Origin of the sequence: Polycladidibacter stylochi (genome assembly GCF_001562055.1) — a bacterium.
Taxonomy (GTDB): domain Bacteria; phylum Pseudomonadota; class Alphaproteobacteria; order Rhizobiales; family Stappiaceae; genus Pseudovibrio; species Pseudovibrio stylochi.
In genome coordinates this window covers 68,559-85,002 of sequence record NZ_LLWE01000032.1, presented here as the reverse complement: position 1 = coordinate 85,002, position 16,444 = coordinate 68,559, and the positions used below count along the sequence as shown (strand labels likewise).

The window sequence follows — 16,444 nt, the reverse complement described above, 5'->3', positions numbered from 1 at the left end:
AACGGTAACCTTTAAGAGCGGGAAAGACATCAAATTTAAGCATGGCAAATAACTACGCTATCTCAGAGCAGTAAACAACCTGACAGAGCCCTCACTTGAAACACTAAAAGAGCCTGCGGCCATAATCATTTTGACAAGGGTTCTATCCTTGCAGATTCTTACATTTTCGAGAATCGAAAATAGCATAGCCCTCAAAATTCGTTGCAAGTGAAATAAGCGCACACATTATTTGGAACTGTACCATGGCGGTTTCAAACCAAAGAAACAAGCAATTACTTATATAAATCAATAGTATAATATTAGTTGGTTGCAGCGAAACACATTTCACGGGAAATGAATGCACAGCCAAACATTGACAAAATGAGGGAAACTATCAATTATCCGAGTAATTCCTAATAAATTTAAAAATTTGGATGAATTGAGAAATGGACGAAAAGACGCAAACAGGCAGCACACTGCTAGCACAAATGAAGGCTGACCATAAAGCCTTGTCTAGCACGCTGGCGGCTTTGGCCCAATCTCAATTCCCGCCTAAAGCTGAAAAAATACTACGAAAATTTCCAGCTTCAGAAGCTGCAGGTTATTTAGGCATCACCGCAAGGTATTTGGCCTTAAGTGCCGATGAGATGGGGCTGGAAATTGAAAAGGTAGGCCGCGGCGAACGGCGCTTTTATTCGCTTGAAGAATTGAACCAAATCCGCGCGTTTTTAGCGCAAAAGGCAGGGGAGGATGCGCAAAAAGCGCAGAACTACCTGCCACATCGCAATGAAAACGAAGAGTTACAAATTATTGCCTGCTCTAACTTTAAGGGCGGTTCCGCCAAAACCTGCACTTCGGTGCATTTGGCACAGTATTTAAGCCTGCAGGGCTATCGGGTATTGCTGGTTGATCTCGACCCGCAAGGCTCGGCCTCCAGCATGCTTGGGGTGGTGCCCGAATTGGTGCCGGAAGAAGAATCGCTATTTGCCGCCATTCGCTATCAAGACAAGCGCCCGCTCAGCGAAGTGGTACAAAAAACCTATTTCGATAATCTGGATTTGGCAGTGGGCAGCCCCTATTTGACCGAATGGGAGTTTTTTGCTCCCCATTATGCCACGGTTTCAGGGCAAGAAGAGCCGGGAATTCGCGAACGCATTGCTGTTGCCGAAGCCGAGATCAAGCAAAAGGGCATCAGCAACACGCGGCTGCGGGATTTGGAAATAGAGTTGGCCCAGGCCCATGAAGAGCTGGCGCAATGTTTGCAGTGTAAGCTTTACTTCACGCGTTTGCAGTTGGCTTTTGAAGATGTGGAAGCGCAATATGATGTTATTATTTGCGATACCCCGCCCAGCCTTGGCTACCTTTCCAATGCCGCCAGTTTTGCCGCCGATCATCTGCTGGTGACCATTCACCCGCAATGGATCGATTGTGAATCCATGGCGCAGTATTTGGCAACGTCCATTGCCCATAACGAGTTTTTTGAAACAACAGTTGCCAAGCAATTGGGACCTGAATATCTGGTTCCTAAAACATTACAATACCTTATCACCAGGCATGACAACACCAGCCGGCCGGAAACCGATGTGGTGACAATGCTGCGTAGCCAGCTAAAAAACGTGCTCACCAACACCATGCTGCGCAGCTCTGCCATTGCCGAAGCTGGCAATGTACAGCAAACATTATACGAGGCGGAGCGCGGCAATTTCAATGGCAAGACCTATGACCGGGCGCTTGATTCGGTGAATAAGGTGAACAGTGAAATTGAGGATATCCTGAAGGAATTCTGGGGGCGCACATGAACGATAAGCGCAAGCGCAACAAGAGCAAACTCAGCGAGATTATGACAGGTAACAACGCCGGTTCTGTGCGTGTTGACCGCGATAATAACGAGCGCCAACCGGCCGCGCGTGAAAAAAGTGCCGTGGGTCGCCTTGGTGCAGCGTTGCACTCGCTCACCGAGCAGCGCAGCGATGCTGTAGACCCCAGCCTAGCCATTCAAAACCTTGACGCCAAACTGCTTTTGCCCTCCATGGCGATGGATCGTGCCTTTGAAGGTGATGACGATCAACTCGCCGGTTTGATGGAGAGTATTCGCGAAAATGGCCAGCAAGTGCCAATTTTGGCCCGACCTCACCCGCAAAAACCGGGGTTCTATCAGATTGCCTACGGGCACCGGCGGGTTAAAGCCTGTCAGGGGTTGGATATTGCGGTGCGCGCCGTTGTTGAGGATATGAGCGACGAGCAGTTGGTCATTGCGCAAGGCAAAGAAAACGAAGAGCGTAAAAATCTTACCTATATCCAGCAGTGCTTCTTTGCTGCCCAGCTCAGCCGCAGCTTTACCCGTGAGGTGGTGGCAGCAGCCGTTGGGGCGGGCGATAAAACCCGGGTTTCCAAGCTGACATCAATAATTCGCCGAATCCCCCATGATTTGCTGGAGGCTATCGGCTCTGCCCCCGGTATTGGCCGGGTAAAGTGGGAGAATTTGGCAAAAGCTTGCGAGCTGGACGGTATTGCCAAGCAGTTTTTGCAAGCTCTTGAAACTGAACTGAAAACACCTGAAGGGCAAGCGCTGGACAGCGTGGATCGCTTTAACTTTTTGCATGATCTGGCGGTCAAACTCAAAGCGGCGCAGGATAACTTATCCCCCTCCCCCGCAGATCGGTTAGATTCAGGCAAACAGGCGCGTGTGGAGAGCCGTGAGTGGCATCTTTCCAATGGTGGTACGGCTGTTATCCGACAAACGACGCCGGGCAGTTTTAAAGTGACCATAAAGGATAAAGCGCGGGCACAGGCTTTAAGCGACTTTATTGCAAAACGGATGGACGAGATATTGCAAGCCTATGAGGCGCAAGAGCAACAAGGCAAGTCTAAGGGAGAAGACGCATGAGCTAGAGGGCGAATAAAAGCCCCAGCAGACGGCAATCTGCCAGGGCTAAATTCAAATGGTAATCAGAGCGGCAACTCTGAAGTACCCCATAAGCACGGGTAACGTACTTCTCTTTGCCATAAAAATCAATTGTCTTGCCGTTGCGGCGAGTCGGTTTTTTGCGCCCTGCCCTTTGATTTTACCAAAATCCAAACGGAATCCACAAGGATATCGCTGCAAATCTGGTTGTTTTCGGCCGGATAAGGGGTTTTTCATGCAAACGACAGGATCGGTTGCCTCTTTTCGTAAATTAACACCGGCCATGGTGGCCACGCAAAATCTGGCCATGGCCAACGATATTGTGGCAACAACCAAGTCTGAAGTGGCGATGGCTTTGAAAAAAGCGGCACCCGCTTTGGGTATTGATGGCACCACCTATCATGTACTCGACATTCTTATTGGTTTGAGCGGCGCCGATGACTGGCAGCAAGATCGCCGGCCGATTGTGGCGATTTCCAATGAAAAGCTGGCCGAGTATGTATGCCGTTCCACGCGTACCGTCACCCGTTGCCTGAAGCGCCTGGTTGAAGCGGGGGTGATGGCTTATAAAGACAGCCCCACGGGGCGGCGCTATGTGCATCGCGGTGAGTATCGTAATGGCAAACTGGGCGAGATCGAGCGTGGTTTTGGGTTTGATTTTTCCCCTGCCCGCCAACGGGTGCATGAGCTCAAACAAATTGGCGAAGAATTTGCGGCACGTTTAAAGGCCGAGAAAGATGCCAAGCGCAACATCAACCGCCTTTTGCGGGCATTGGAAGATTTACGCTTATTGGCCGAGAACGAGAAAATCGACCTCACTGGCATACTCGAGGAAGCTGCGAAACTAAAAGAGGCAAGGCTTTACGTGCTGGAAAAGGCAGAAGTGTTGCAAAGCCTTTACGAGCAAGCGGTGCAGTTGATTGCGGATACTCAAGAAGCTCAACAGGAGGCCGATAAGCAAAGTGAAGCGAGTTCTTTTTATCAAAAGATGTCTGGCGCGGGTGACATTACTGTCAGCTCCTATAATAATACAAACCCTAATAACCTTGATTTAAGTAATTTAAAATGGCGATCTTCAAATGAAGATCTCTCTAATTCAGCAGATCACGAACAAGTTCGCGATCAAAATGCTCTTGAAAAAGATCATTTCAGCAAATCTCGTGCCACCCCTCCCCCGCAACGCCAAGCGGACATGTTGGAAAACGTTTCAATTCATCTGCTCGCATCAGCACTCACCGAGCTGCAAGGCACCATGGGCAAAACCATTGCATCTTGGGCTGATTTACAAAACATGCGCGAAGAAATTGCTTTGCTGATGGGTCTATCCGTTTCAGCCTGGCATCAGGCGGAGCGCCGCGTTGGTGGTTATCTGGCCGTGGCTGTCTTGGCGGTCACAGCCGAAAAAGCTTTGCGGGCACCGGAGCTGATCTCTTCGCCCGGTGGTTACTTCCGCGCTTGTATCGACCGCGCCACCACCGGCGATCTTGCCTTGCATAAATCTCTCTATGGTCTGGTGAGTGAAAACCAATCGACGCCTTAAATGGAGATACGCTGCGATTGAATTGCCAACGCTTTGTTGGAGAAGACGAAAAAGGGCTTTGAGCACTGCCAGTATTTGTGGCTCATGTTCAATATGTTCCGCCTGGCTATTAGGGGGTGCACGCGTGCACCCCCTGACTAAGAACATTGCTAAAATGGAAATAGTAGATACAAATCAATAACTTACTAGAGTTTCCGTGTTATTTTTTCTACAAAGATTTAGATATGAAGTTGAAGCCAAAATATTTAGCAAACGGTAATGCTCAGAGGTTGTTGAAGAGAAGTAAATTGAATGATAAAGTTGGATTGTCGGAAAAAGACAGTCCGAAAGGTAAGCTCGGGCACCTATTCTTGTAGGTTCTGTCACATCGCCTAATGGTGTGACCCGCGACAAGTGATTATGCACGTGTCGAGGTAGCCTATGTCTAGTACTATTGTTATTTGCTCCATTTTTTATGACGGCCAGTTTTGGGTCGCCGAATTCGAACGATATTCTCAAAACACCCTCCAAACAGCGCGCCATATTTTTGGCCCAGAACCGAATAATGCTGAACTGCGTGAGTGGAGTGCCATTGTATCCAAAAATCTTAAGTGGTCGCAGGCTGTTCAGTCATCTGCCCCTCATGAGGAACAAAGGTTAAATCCAAAGCGTGCAAAGCGCTTAGCTATCAAGCAAAGGAAAATTATTGGCTTGTCGAACAAAGCGCATGATGCCATGAAAATTGCCCGTCATTTTAATAATAAGGCCAGCAGCAACACATGTTAAAAGTGGTTGTCTTGATGTAATTAAAGCACTTTCAAAATTATCATCTACTAGAGGTTGTTTGGTTGTTACTGTGGGCTGATAATTGCTAGGGACTGGCCTTTGAGAAGTTGAGAGGCTTTACATCAACTTCTCCACTTAGCGAAAGAGTTGAAATGCTGCAGGTGAATCTGGATTGCGCAGCTTTGCTAGCGTGGTGGAACGAATAGACATGAGGACCGGATAAGGCAGCCAGAAATCTTTGCAATTGCCCCGTTAACATGAACTGCTTTTTGCTTCGCCTCAATATTAAAGAGCAAATGCGATTTATCTCAGGATTATTTAAACCCTTGTGGCTGAGGTGCTCGACATCGGGAGTAACCTTGCGCTTTGCAGCTCCATAAAAACCAAGTTTGTCAGTGATCATCCGCTTCGGTAGCATGCCTTGCTTCTTCAAAAGGCGCGTCTGCAAGCGCTTTGCAGCCCACAATTACAAGGCAGTATTGCGACGATTTAGTAGGGGTTCTTCCAGCTCACGCAGGATAAGTGAAATGCGATGACACCAGAAAAACCACCTTAGCGATAAGCTGAGAGAGAAAACACTGGTGTTTGTAGCAGATTTTAACCAAGCAATATTACGGCATCCATGCTCAGGCATTTCAAGCTTGAGCTTATTATTGAGAGTAGCAAAAGCAATGAGCGCGCTGTTTGTACTAGCCCTTGCTGTATAAGGCTACTGCCTTCTATCTACGGAAATTAATCATATTTACGTTGCAAGTATTTTGCTTCTATCAAAATCCCCAAATAATACATAAGTATAATTTTTGCTCCTAATAAATTTGCTAGTATATTGTTATCGATACCAAAGAGCGCTTGACAGATATTTTACTAATGCAATGAATAGGTTAAATCGTTGCAGTTGTATTTTGATGTATACTAGTTAACCATACTTAACTGATTATTATCATTATGTTATATTGAGTGTATCAGTTTTTTGTACAATGTACGCAAAAACACAAATTTACGCCTTCAAGAATCCGGTTTAGCGTTACTACCAGTGAACGGGCCAACAACATGGTGGCTCGAATGACAGCCTGAAAATAGGCGCGTTGCTCACGAATGAAATAAGGGTATTTAACGATTCCGTAAGTGGAAGCATGAAAATACTCATAATAGCTCATTATGGGCACCAACTTGCTTGGAGGAAGTAAGTATGAAAAAGACTATTGGTCTTATTGCAGCGACAGTTCTGTTGGCATCCACATCCATGGGTATGGCAGGCACAGTTTTGAAATTTGCACACGCAGCTCCCCCAACTGACTTGCAAGAAAAACTGGCTCAGTTCTTTGCCAAAGAAGTGAAAGATAAAACCAACGGCGAAATCACTGTTCAAACTTACCCACAAGGTCAGTTGGGTGATGACCAGCAGATGCTGAACGGCACCCGTTCTGGTATCATTGATATTCAAATGACCGGTCTTGCAATCATGAACGGCATGCAGCCTGAAACAGCTGTATTCGATTTGCCTTACATGTTCGCGAGCCGCCAGCATGCATACAAAGTGCTTGATGGCGAAGTTGGTAAGAAAATTCTGGCCGACATGGCTAAATTCGGTATGAAGGGTCTTGCCTTCCCTGAAAACGGTTACCGCAATATCACAAATAACCGTAAGCCAATTCGTGAGCCGGAAGATGTTGTGGGCCTGAAAATTCGTACCAACACTTCAGTACCGCTTAACGCAATGTTTGCTGACCTTGGTGCCAACCCACAGCCACTTCCAATTGCAGAGCTTTACACTGCACTTGAAACCGGCGTTGTAGAAGCACAAGAGCACCCAATCAACGTAACACACTCCTTCCGTTACGATGAAGTGCAAAAATACCTGTCTTTGACCGAGCACTCCTACTCTTCCCTGTTCATTTCAATGAATTTGAAGAAATTCAACTCGCTGACACCAGAGCAGCAGAAAATCATTGAAGAAGCAGCACAGGATGCGACAGATTACCAACGTGAACTTTCTATCGAGAAAGAAGAGGGCTTCATCAAAGACCTTCAAGATCGTGGTATGCAGGTAAACCGTGATGTTGATAAAGCTGCATTCCAAGCAAATCCAGCTATTACAGCAACATGGGCAAAATACAACGAACAGTTTGGTCCAGAAACAATCGAAAAAATCCAAGCTGCTAAGTAATATAGCTTTTCATTAAGCTTAAAAGGCCCGGTTCTTTACAGGTACCGGGCCTTTTTGTGTTTAAACACGTAAAATAAGTGGCGATTCAAGCAACTAAAGGATAATGGTTCGCTTGAAATTGCAACCAAACGTAGGGCGTGAATAGTATGACAGGTAAACCCTTTTACCAAACAATCTATGAAGTGCTGCGTGATAATATTTATGATGGCACCCTGCCCCATAACTATGCACTGGTTGAGCTTGATTGCGCCAAGTTTTTTAATATTGGCCGCAGCCCTGTTCGACAGGCTTTTAAGCAGTTGGCAGATGAAGGGCTGATAATGCCCTCAAAAACCAGAGGCTATGTGGTTTCCCATGGCAAACACAACCCGCAGGTAACCAAGGCACCTATCAGTCAGTTCAACATTCATATCCCCTTAAAAAGTGAAAGCAACTTAAAACAGCGCAGTGTGAGGGCAAAGATATACCCGCAAATTGAGCGGGAAATTGCAGCGTCGCTTCGCTTCGGGCGGTTTCAACTCACCGAGCAGGATGTGGCAAACCACTACAAAGTGGGCCGCACAGTGGTGCGTGATCTGCTGACCCGCCTGGATCGTATTGGCATCATCACGCAAGAAGCCAATGGTCGATGGTACACGGCACATTTGACACGTGAAAAAATTTGCGACTTGTATGAGATGCGCATTTTGCTTGAGCCATTGGCCTTAGCCAGCGCCATTCCCCATATTGGACGCACAGAGCTGGAGCAGAAACGCGCTGCCATCATTCGTGATGGAAATTGCATTAATGATCTGTCCGCGCCAGACTTCTACCGGCTGGAGAAAGACCTGCATATCGACCTATTGGCAAAGGCACCAAACAGCGAAATGCAGCATGCCATTTATCGTGCACAAATTCCGCTCATAACGGTCAACTTTGACCCGAAACTCATCACAGTTTCGCACGAAAATGGTACGTTTTCGAACAGTGAGATCGGCGGTACCGCAGCCATTTTTACCGACCATCTACAAATAATAGAGCTGTTGCTAAATAACGAGGTAGAACAAGCCATTAGCACGCTTCGTAACCATCTGGTAAATGCGCGCCACAGCATGCTGGAGAACTTTGAAAAAATAGGAATTGATTCCGCCTACAAAATTCCAAACTACTTAAGACCCTCTAGCGATTCCTAATAGGACCCATAAATTATATCTTGTAATTATTCTAGAATATTCTAATATACCCTATAATATTAATAGTAATATGTAGCAACTTATATATTATAGTCCCACATCTACAAGTATACCTGTTTGTTAAATTGGTATTAATCTTTCCAGCAATCACAAATTAAAGTTATGGGCACAAAACGTGCGACATAACTCTTAGATCTGTTGGAGTTTAGTAACTGATGTTGCCGGATATTTCAGTAATTGGTCTTGGTAAGCTTGGCGCACCCATGCTTGCTGTATTTGCCGAAAAGGGCTTTAATACAATTGGCGTAGATTCAAACCAAAACACTATTGATGCCATTAATAACCATCGTGCTCCGGTGCAAGAGCCTCAATTACAAGAGTTATTAGTACGTAATAAACACCGCTATAAAGCCACAGGTAATATGGCCGAGGCCATTGCCTGCTCTGATGTCAGCTTTGTTATTGTCCCCAGTCCAAGTTTGGAAAACGGCTTTTTTTCCAATGAGTTCTTAATAAAGGCCCTTCATGAACTCGGCACCGCCTTGCGCGAAAAGCAAAGCTATCATCTTGTTGTAATTACCTCCACAGTTATGCCTGGTTCCACCGAAAGCGTGCTTAAGGAAACACTCGAACACAGCTCGGGCCGACAAGTTGGCGAGAACCTTGGCCTTTGCTACAATCCTGAGTTTATTGCTTTAGGTTCTGTCATCAACGACATGCTCAATCCGGATATGATTTTAATTGGCGAGAGCGATTTTAAAGCCGGTCAAACCCTTGAAGATATTTATAAAAATACTGTTGGTTCCGCACCTGAATATCAACGTATGAATTTTATGAATGCTGAAATTTGTAAAATCGCCGTCAATACATTTGTGACAACGAAGATAAGCTATGCCAATATGCTGGCAGAAATGTGCGATGCCCTTCCCGGAGCCCATGTGGATACAGTTTCAAAGGCACTTGGTGCTGATAGCCGTATTGGCAAGAAATACCTAAAAGGCGCAGTGGCTTACGGTGGACCTTGCTTCCCGAGAGATAACAAGGCCTTTGTTGCCTATGGTGAACAACTGGGTATTTGCACAGCATTAGCAAGTGCAACAGACACGGTTAACCAGCACCAAAAAAGACGGCTCCTTGAAGCCGTCGAAGCCCATGCTGCCAAAGGAAAAACCGTCGCTGTATTGGGGCTTTCCTATAAACCCAATACGCCAGTGAGTGAAGAAAGTCAGGGCTGGCAGCTTGCCTTTGCACTACATGAAGCGGGCTACCAAGTGTTGCTTCACGATCCAATGGCTTTGAAAAACGTTGATGTTCAAGCAGTTAACAGTGAATTTGCGAAGCTGGATTCCCTGGAAGAGCTTAGCTCACGCTCGCAATGTGCTGTTATAACTACCCCGTGGAAAGAGTATTTTTCTCTGGCAGCTGAAACAGCAAAGACAAACTATTACATCATTGATCCCTGGCGCTGTGTAGAAAGGCAACCTGATGGCCCTACCCTCATTCATCTGGGTGAATCAAATAGTTATCGTCAGGCGATTTCCATACCACTAATGGAATCCCAATGATTACTGAATTTAAGTGAAATAATTATCATTTAATAAGCAAAATTCATCTTAAATACGAACTAATACATTGTAGGAAGAGCTTATGTTTTCGGTTATTCTTTATGGAAGAAATGATAATTATGGATATAACTTGCATAAGAGGGCAGCGATTAGCTTAAACTGTATAGCCCAAGTATTAAACGATAAAGATGACGAGATAATATTTGTCGACTATAATACGCCGAACGGTTTTCCTAGTTTCCCAGAGGCCATAGCTGATACTTTAACGCCTAAGGTTCACGAAAAGCTGAGAATTATTCGTGTTCCCTCAAATATTCATGATGATCATTTTGCAGGGAAAACACACCTGAAAGCCCTAGAGCCGGTCGCTCGGAATGTGGCATTGCGTCATAGTAATCCGAGTAACAGATGGGTGCTTTCCACCAATACTGATATGATTTTCCTACCTAAAATAGGTGATAGCTTAAATAGCAGCCTGCAAGGCTTGGCAGATGGCGCTTATTGTACCCCCCGTTTTGAAATACCTGAAACATTATGGGAGGGCTGGCCGCGGCAAACGCCTCAAAAACTTATAGAAAACGTTGCCTATTGGGGCGAACGCGCCCACCTTAACGAGGTGGTTACAGGCTCTAGCGATATTCGCTACGATGCTCCTGGTGACTTTCAACTCATGCTGCGTCGTGATCTGTTTGAAATTAATGGTTTTGATGAAGAAATGCTATTGGGTTGGCATGTGGATTCTAACATCTTCAAACGACTTGGGCTTATTTATGGCGAAATCGGCGATGCTTTTCCTTATGTTTGGGGTTACCATTGTGATCATACGCGGCAAATAACGCCCGCTCATAAACATAATGCCCCGCAAAATTCGACAGAGGACTTCGTCACGAACGTCCAACAAGCAAAGCTTGAAAAGCAAAATGACTGGGGCTTGAAGGGGTTAGCGTTAGAGGAACTTAGCTTACGCGGCACAGCATCAATATTTCTAGAAAAACAAATTGAAAAAACATCGGCACCAAGTTCTGACCATTTTATAAATCACTATCGTGCAGATTCTTATGCTGCTGCCCAAATAGACCCCTTTAAAACGGCCATTTTCATTAATGATATTATTGGTAGGCAGTTCAAAACTAGTGAAATTTGCTGGATAGGCCCCGAAGATCATGCGCACCAATATACCGAAGAGCTTTTGGGTGAAGAAATACCAGTGCTGACTTCTGGCTTACCCCCTGAAACAACACGTCTATTTATAGTTAACTATGGTTGCCCAGAAGCAATTGAGGGCGCTGCCGAAAAGCGGCTCATAAAGAAACTTGAAAATGCTTTCTTTTGGGATGCTCATCAAACTGCCAAAGGATTTTCTCCCTGCTATTTCATTGGGGTTAACGCAATTCATAACGATTTAGAAGGCCTGCTCCTGCAAAAACTGGTTTGTGCCAAAACCCCTTTCGCTACACATTTACGCCATGGCCCTTTAAACGAGCATACAAGGAAAGCTATCCAACTTAATAGCAACTTGATTTCCGATCAAAACCAGAGTTCTCTAGCCCTCTCCTCTCCCAATTTACTTGAAGAATGGCTGACTAAAGGTCCTGCGGCAATAAAACTGGGTCACATTTTAAAGGTAAAAAGCGGGAGGAAAGACTTCGCCTTTTTGGGAGGGATTATACATCTTGGTGAAGGCAGCTATGATATACAATTAGAACTTATTGCAACATCAGGAAGTTATTTTCCAATAAAAAATAAGAAAAAAATCGCAATACTTGAAGTGTTATGTGACAACAAAAGAATAGCAGGTAAGCCAATTTTCTTATCTTCCCTTGATGGAATAGTTAATCTTCAATTTTATGTAGATAAGGAAAATTCCTATAAAAATATTGAATTTAGATTATTCAGCAAGGGCAAAGTTTCTTTTGTTATTAGTGGAGTTAAACTTAAAAATTCTACAAGTAAAATTGATCGTTCTCTAAAGAACGTCAAGGAGCTAAGCATGGAGGTATCGCATGCTTGAAGACCAAGTTGTTCTTAGCCCCAGTCTAAAAAATCCAATATTTACTCATGTGCCAGAGTTTCAAAATATTGAACTTATAGATTATTACGATACCTTTAAGGAGTACTATCCATATTGTGAGCTGCAGACAAAACGGTGGTGCGTCCGAAGTATAAAGTCTGATTGGCATATTTTTGATATTGGAGCCAATATTGGCTATTACTCTATTCTTTTTTCAAAGCTGGCTCCAAATGGCAAGGTCGTTGCTTTTGAGCCGACAAATACTATTGATAAGCTTAGGAATAACATCGCTTACCATAAGTGCTCAAATATTACTTGCCTAAGTGAGGCTGTTGGTTCTCTTTGTGGTCCGCAAGATGCTGATATTTATCGAATTTGGGGCCAGGAACCGGAAAAAAATACCTATACATTTACAACTGTTGATGATCACTTAGATGAAATTGCTTTGCCTCGCCTCGATCTTTTGAAAATTGATGTCGATAGTTTTGATTTTGACGTGTTGCGTGGTGCCAGGCAAACGCTACTTGAATATAACCCTTATGTTCTCGTGGAATTAAATCATGCGCTTTCAAAGCGTGGTTATGGACCAAATGATGTGCTCTATTGGTTACAGCAACTGGGCTATCATGAAGCAAAGGTTTTTGATCGAGAGAATTTTTTACTTCGCCGTAAAAAAGCGACTGTCCATAATGGCTTCACGCTCGATTTTGATCTTGAGCCCGTTTACACGCAAAGTAATTTTGTAAAGGCAAAGCATGAGCTTACTTGGTCGTTGAGCCCGCCGATTCAACATACTGCGAAAAAGCCTTTAAATACCAATAACTACTTTGAAGTTGGGCCAACACCATGGGCATATGCTCTGAGCTGGTCATATAAAACAGCCACATCAATACCGATTATCATCGAGCTTGAGTTGAGTGTTGAAGGAGCTGACCTTTCTTTACTTGCGCTCAATGAGAGCATGGATACGAAAATTGGCACAGAAGTTTTTATCGGGCAAGGCCCAGCTCAAAAATGTAGCCTTTTAATAGAAGATCCAGCAACAGCGTGCGTTTTCTGTCTTCGTAAGGGTCCTAACCTCCAGAAAACAGCTAGCTTTTACTTACACAATGTTAAAGCATTCCCTGCGGTTGAGCAGACCTTGAAGCTCGGTTCTGCTTTTTTACAGGCGACGAAGCAAGTCAATCTGACCACCCTTGAAAGGGCCGCTGATAGAGACCCCCCGAATGCACCACTCTTAGATATCGTCGACATTCATAAGCTTCATCAACGGCTTGTGTTCTCCAGCCCCCTCTCCTCCCCTTACCTTCATATCGAAAATCCTTTAGAAAACTGGAATATGAATGATGGCGACGGGCAAATATTAGCCCAGCTATACCGACAGCACCAACCCAAAAAGCATTTTGAATTTGGTACATGGCAAGGTGCTGGTACGCTATTAGCTGCAAAAAATTCAAGTGCAACAATCACAACAATTAATCTTCCCAATGGTGAAGAAATTAACGGAGCTCCACTCTATCAAAACTCAGAGGGGCTTGTTACCGACGCTGGCGATCAAATCGGCTGTCTATATAAAAACACCAAATATGCGAAGAGGATAACGCAGCTATTACAAGATAGCTGCCAATATGAACCCTCAGCAGATGATAAAGCGAGTTTTGATTCTATCTTAATTGATGGGGGACATCAAAAGAGAATTGTTATCAATGACAGCCGGTTGGCTTTCCAATTGGCCGCCCCTGGGGCTCTTATCATTTGGCATGATTTTTGTCCTGATAAACACTCAATGCAGTTTAACCAAGCTTCCTATGAGGTGCTTGAAGGTATTCGCACAATTCTTCCCGAAATAAACGAGCAGTGCTCGCAATTGTTTTGGATTCGCCCAAGCTGGTTACTACTGGCAGTTAAAAAGTAATGATGAAGGACTTTTAAATGTCACAGGATCATTTAACAGCATTAGAAATGCTTGAATCAGTAAAAAACTATTGGAACAAGCGTCCATGTAATATCCGCCATTCAAAAGAACCAGTTGGGACAAAAGAGTATTTCGACCAGGTTGAAAAGCGAAAGTATTTTGTGGAACCGCATATTCCAGCATTTGCCGATTTTCCGAAATGGCAAGAAAAAAAAGTGCTCGAAATTGGCTGTGGTATTGGTACTGATGCTGTAAATTTTGCCCGTAATGGTGCGCAATACACGGGTGTTGAGCTCTCGGAAGAATCTTTAAAAATTGCTAAAACGAGATTCGCGCTCTATGGTTTAGATGGCAACTTAATTTCCGCAAATGCAGAAGAGATAGATCAATCCGTACCTTGCAACCATTTTGAATTAGCCTATTCATTCGGGGTTCTTCACCACACTCCATCACCTGAAAGGGCTATAGCTGCTATCCATAAAACACTAAAGGAAGATGGCGAGCTACGGCTTATGCTTTATGCGAGAAACTCTTGGAAAGCAGCGATGATAGATGCCGGTCTTGATCAGCCAGAAGCACAATTCGGCTGTCCAATTGCATTTACTTATGATCAGAGTGAAGTCCGCGAATTACTTGCACCATACTTTATTATTACGGACATTAGGCAGGATCATATTTTCCCATATAAGGTTGATGCCTATAAACAGCATATCTACGAAAAGCAAGATTGGTTTCAGGCCATGCCATATGATGTCTTCAAAGCGCTAGAACGAAATCTCGGTTGGCATATGCTCATAAAAGCTCGCAAAATCTAGCTTCTCTTGAACTGTGTTGACAGCTGTCAACACAGTCCTTGTTCTATTCAAATCATTAAACGGCAACCTTAAAATGCACACTATTTCATCATGATGATAATTTAGTCACTTGTAAATAATTGTGTCTGCCCATTAATCATATTAGGGTTAAGGAATATTCTTTCATAATTTAGTAATCAGGTGTTCAATAATAATTTATTTAATACTATCAATCGGATAAAAGTTTTTAAAATACTTAAGTCAGAACTGGCACAGCAATTGCGGGGTTGGTGGCATCACGAACCACCACGGAGTTTGCAATGTCTCGTTTTAGTAAAATCATTAGTGCAACTGCATTTGCAGCGCTTATTAGTTCATCAATGCTTGCTGGTAGTGCAATTGCGTCAGATACTATCAAAGTTGGTGTATTGCATTCTCTTTCTGGCACTATGGCTATTTCAGAAACTACTTTAAAAGACGCTATGCTAATGCTCATTGAAGAGCAAAACAAAAAGGGAGGTGTTTTAGGCAAGCAATTAGAACCAGTTGTAGTTGACCCAGCTTCAGATTGGCCGTTATTTGCAGAAAAAGCAAAAGAGTTGCTAGCCGTTCATAAAGTTTCTGCCGTTTTTGGTAACTGGACATCTGTCTCGCGTAAATCTGTATTGCCAGTTTTTGAAGAACTAAACGGCATACTCTTCTATCCTGTGCAATATGAGGGCGAGGAAAGCCAGCGTAACGTTTTTTATACTGGGGCAGCACCCAACCAACAGGCAATTCCTGCAGTAGATTACCTGCTTGAAAATGAAGAGGTTGAGCGTTGGGTTCTCGCCGGGACAGATTACGTCTACCCGCGTACAACCAATAAAATTCTTGCAGCCTACCTGAAAGCCAAGGGTGTGAGCGAAGAAGATATTATGATCAACTATACGCCCTTTGGTCATAGTGATTGGCAAACAATTGTTTCTGACATTAAAGCCTTTGGTTCTGCGGGTAAGAAAACAGCCGTTGTATCTACCATTAATGGTGATGCTAACGTACCTTTCTATAAAGAATTAGGTAACCAGGGCATTTCAGCAGAAGATATTCCTGTTGTCGCCTTCTCTGTTGGTGAAGAAGAGCTCGCCGGGTTGGACACAGAGCCGCTTGTTGGCCACTTGGCAGCATGGAACTACTTCCAGTCAGTTGATACGCCTGCAAATGCCCAGTTTATTAAAACATGGCGTGGTTTTGTAAAAGACGAAGGCCGTGTCACTAACGACCCTATGGAAGCACATTACATCGGCTTTAATATGTGGGTGAAGGCTGTAGAAAAAGCTGGCACAACAGATCAGGACGCGGTTATCGATGCCCTAATCGGTGTTTCTGTACCTAACCTTTCTGGCGGTTACTCCACTATGATGCCGAACCACCACATTACCAAGCCGGTACTTATTGGCGAAATTCAAGCGGATGGCCAGTTTGAAATCGTTGATGAAACCGACGGCCTAGTTGCGGGCGATGCATGGTCGGACTTCCTGCCAGATAGCGCCCAACTGATTTCTGATTGGCGCAAACCTCTTTCGTGCGGCAACTTCAATGTGAGCAGCAAAACTTGTGGCGGCACAGAAGGAAAATAGTCCCCTACCCTA

General features: G+C 44.5%; 11 protein-coding genes. All 11 read left to right on the top strand.

The genetic code is table 11. The features are described from left to right. Positions 1 to 425: 425 nt before the first annotated feature. The 11 genes from AYK67_RS14300 to urtA all read left to right on the top strand — a co-directional run bounded on the left by AYK67_RS14300 (position 426) and on the right by urtA (position 16,432). Positions 426 to 1,778, top strand: coding sequence for an AAA family ATPase (locus AYK67_RS14300; protein WP_068088229.1), 1,353 nt, complete (start codon positions 426 to 428; stop codon positions 1,776 to 1,778). Then, on the top strand, positions 1,775 to 2,866 hold the full coding sequence (gene repB, locus AYK67_RS14295; RefSeq protein WP_068088228.1) for a plasmid partitioning protein RepB: 1,092 nt from the start codon (positions 1,775 to 1,777) through the stop codon (positions 2,864 to 2,866). The genes AYK67_RS14300 and repB overlap by 4 nt, the downstream gene beginning before the upstream one ends. Positions 2,867 to 3,119: 253 nt before the next feature. Next, a complete protein-coding gene (repC, locus tag AYK67_RS14285; protein ID WP_068088222.1) occupies positions 3,120 to 4,424 on the top strand; it encodes a plasmid replication protein RepC in 1,305 nt (434 codons plus the stop codon). 420 nt (positions 4,425 to 4,844) lie between these two features. Next, entirely contained in the window at positions 4,845 to 5,189 is a 345-nt protein-coding gene (locus tag AYK67_RS14280; protein WP_068088218.1) for a YjdF family protein, read from the top strand. 1,189 nt (positions 5,190 to 6,378) lie between these two features. Next, complete coding sequence (locus AYK67_RS14270) at positions 6,379 to 7,356, top strand: DctP family TRAP transporter solute-binding subunit (RefSeq protein WP_068088214.1); 978 nt, start codon at positions 6,379 to 6,381, stop codon at positions 7,354 to 7,356. A 146-nt stretch (positions 7,357 to 7,502) separates the two neighbouring features. Then, positions 7,503 to 8,528: a GntR family transcriptional regulator gene (locus AYK67_RS14265; protein ID WP_068088211.1), complete on the top strand. Its 1,026-nt coding sequence runs from the start codon at positions 7,503 to 7,505 to the stop codon at positions 8,526 to 8,528. A gap of 215 nt (positions 8,529 to 8,743) precedes the next feature. After that, complete coding sequence (locus AYK67_RS14260) at positions 8,744 to 10,093, top strand: UDP-glucose dehydrogenase family protein (protein ID WP_068088206.1); 1,350 nt, start codon at positions 8,744 to 8,746, stop codon at positions 10,091 to 10,093. Between the two features lie 82 nt (positions 10,094 to 10,175). Further along, positions 10,176 to 12,104, top strand: coding sequence for a hypothetical protein (locus AYK67_RS14255; RefSeq protein ID WP_068088205.1), 1,929 nt, complete (start codon positions 10,176 to 10,178; stop codon positions 12,102 to 12,104). Beyond that, positions 12,097 to 14,019, top strand: a complete 1,923-nt coding sequence (locus tag AYK67_RS14250; protein ID WP_068088202.1) for a class I SAM-dependent methyltransferase — start codon at positions 12,097 to 12,099, stop codon at positions 14,017 to 14,019. Before AYK67_RS14255 ends, AYK67_RS14250 begins: the two co-directional genes overlap by 8 nt. Before the next feature lie 17 nt (positions 14,020 to 14,036). Continuing rightward, positions 14,037 to 14,834, top strand: a complete 798-nt coding sequence (locus AYK67_RS14245) for a class I SAM-dependent methyltransferase (RefSeq protein WP_206597544.1) — start codon at positions 14,037 to 14,039, stop codon at positions 14,832 to 14,834. A 359-nt stretch (positions 14,835 to 15,193) separates the two neighbouring features. Next, positions 15,194 to 16,432: an urea ABC transporter substrate-binding protein gene (gene urtA / locus AYK67_RS14240; protein ID WP_420800605.1), complete on the top strand. Its 1,239-nt coding sequence runs from the start codon at positions 15,194 to 15,196 to the stop codon at positions 16,430 to 16,432. Positions 16,433 to 16,444: the final 12 nt, after the last annotated feature.

Coding starts and splice junctions, on each gene's coding strand:
- AYK67_RS14300 (WP_068088229.1), top strand. CDS start 426: ATGGACGAAAAGACGCAAACAGGCAGCACACTGCTAGCACAAATGAAG.
- repB (WP_068088228.1), top strand. CDS start 1,775: ATGAACGATAAGCGCAAGCGCAACAAGAGCAAACTCAGCGAGATTATG.
- repC (WP_068088222.1), top strand. CDS start 3,120: ATGCAAACGACAGGATCGGTTGCCTCTTTTCGTAAATTAACACCGGCC.
- AYK67_RS14280 (WP_068088218.1), top strand. CDS start 4,845: ATGTCTAGTACTATTGTTATTTGCTCCATTTTTTATGACGGCCAGTTT.
- AYK67_RS14270 (WP_068088214.1), top strand. CDS start 6,379: ATGAAAAAGACTATTGGTCTTATTGCAGCGACAGTTCTGTTGGCATCC.
- AYK67_RS14265 (WP_068088211.1), top strand. CDS start 7,503: ATGACAGGTAAACCCTTTTACCAAACAATCTATGAAGTGCTGCGTGAT.
- AYK67_RS14260 (WP_068088206.1), top strand. CDS start 8,744: ATGTTGCCGGATATTTCAGTAATTGGTCTTGGTAAGCTTGGCGCACCC.
- AYK67_RS14255 (WP_068088205.1), top strand. CDS start 10,176: ATGTTTTCGGTTATTCTTTATGGAAGAAATGATAATTATGGATATAAC.
- AYK67_RS14250 (WP_068088202.1), top strand. CDS start 12,097: ATGCTTGAAGACCAAGTTGTTCTTAGCCCCAGTCTAAAAAATCCAATA.
- AYK67_RS14245 (WP_206597544.1), top strand. CDS start 14,037: ATGTCACAGGATCATTTAACAGCATTAGAAATGCTTGAATCAGTAAAA.
- urtA (WP_420800605.1), top strand. CDS start 15,194: ATGCTTGCTGGTAGTGCAATTGCGTCAGATACTATCAAAGTTGGTGTA.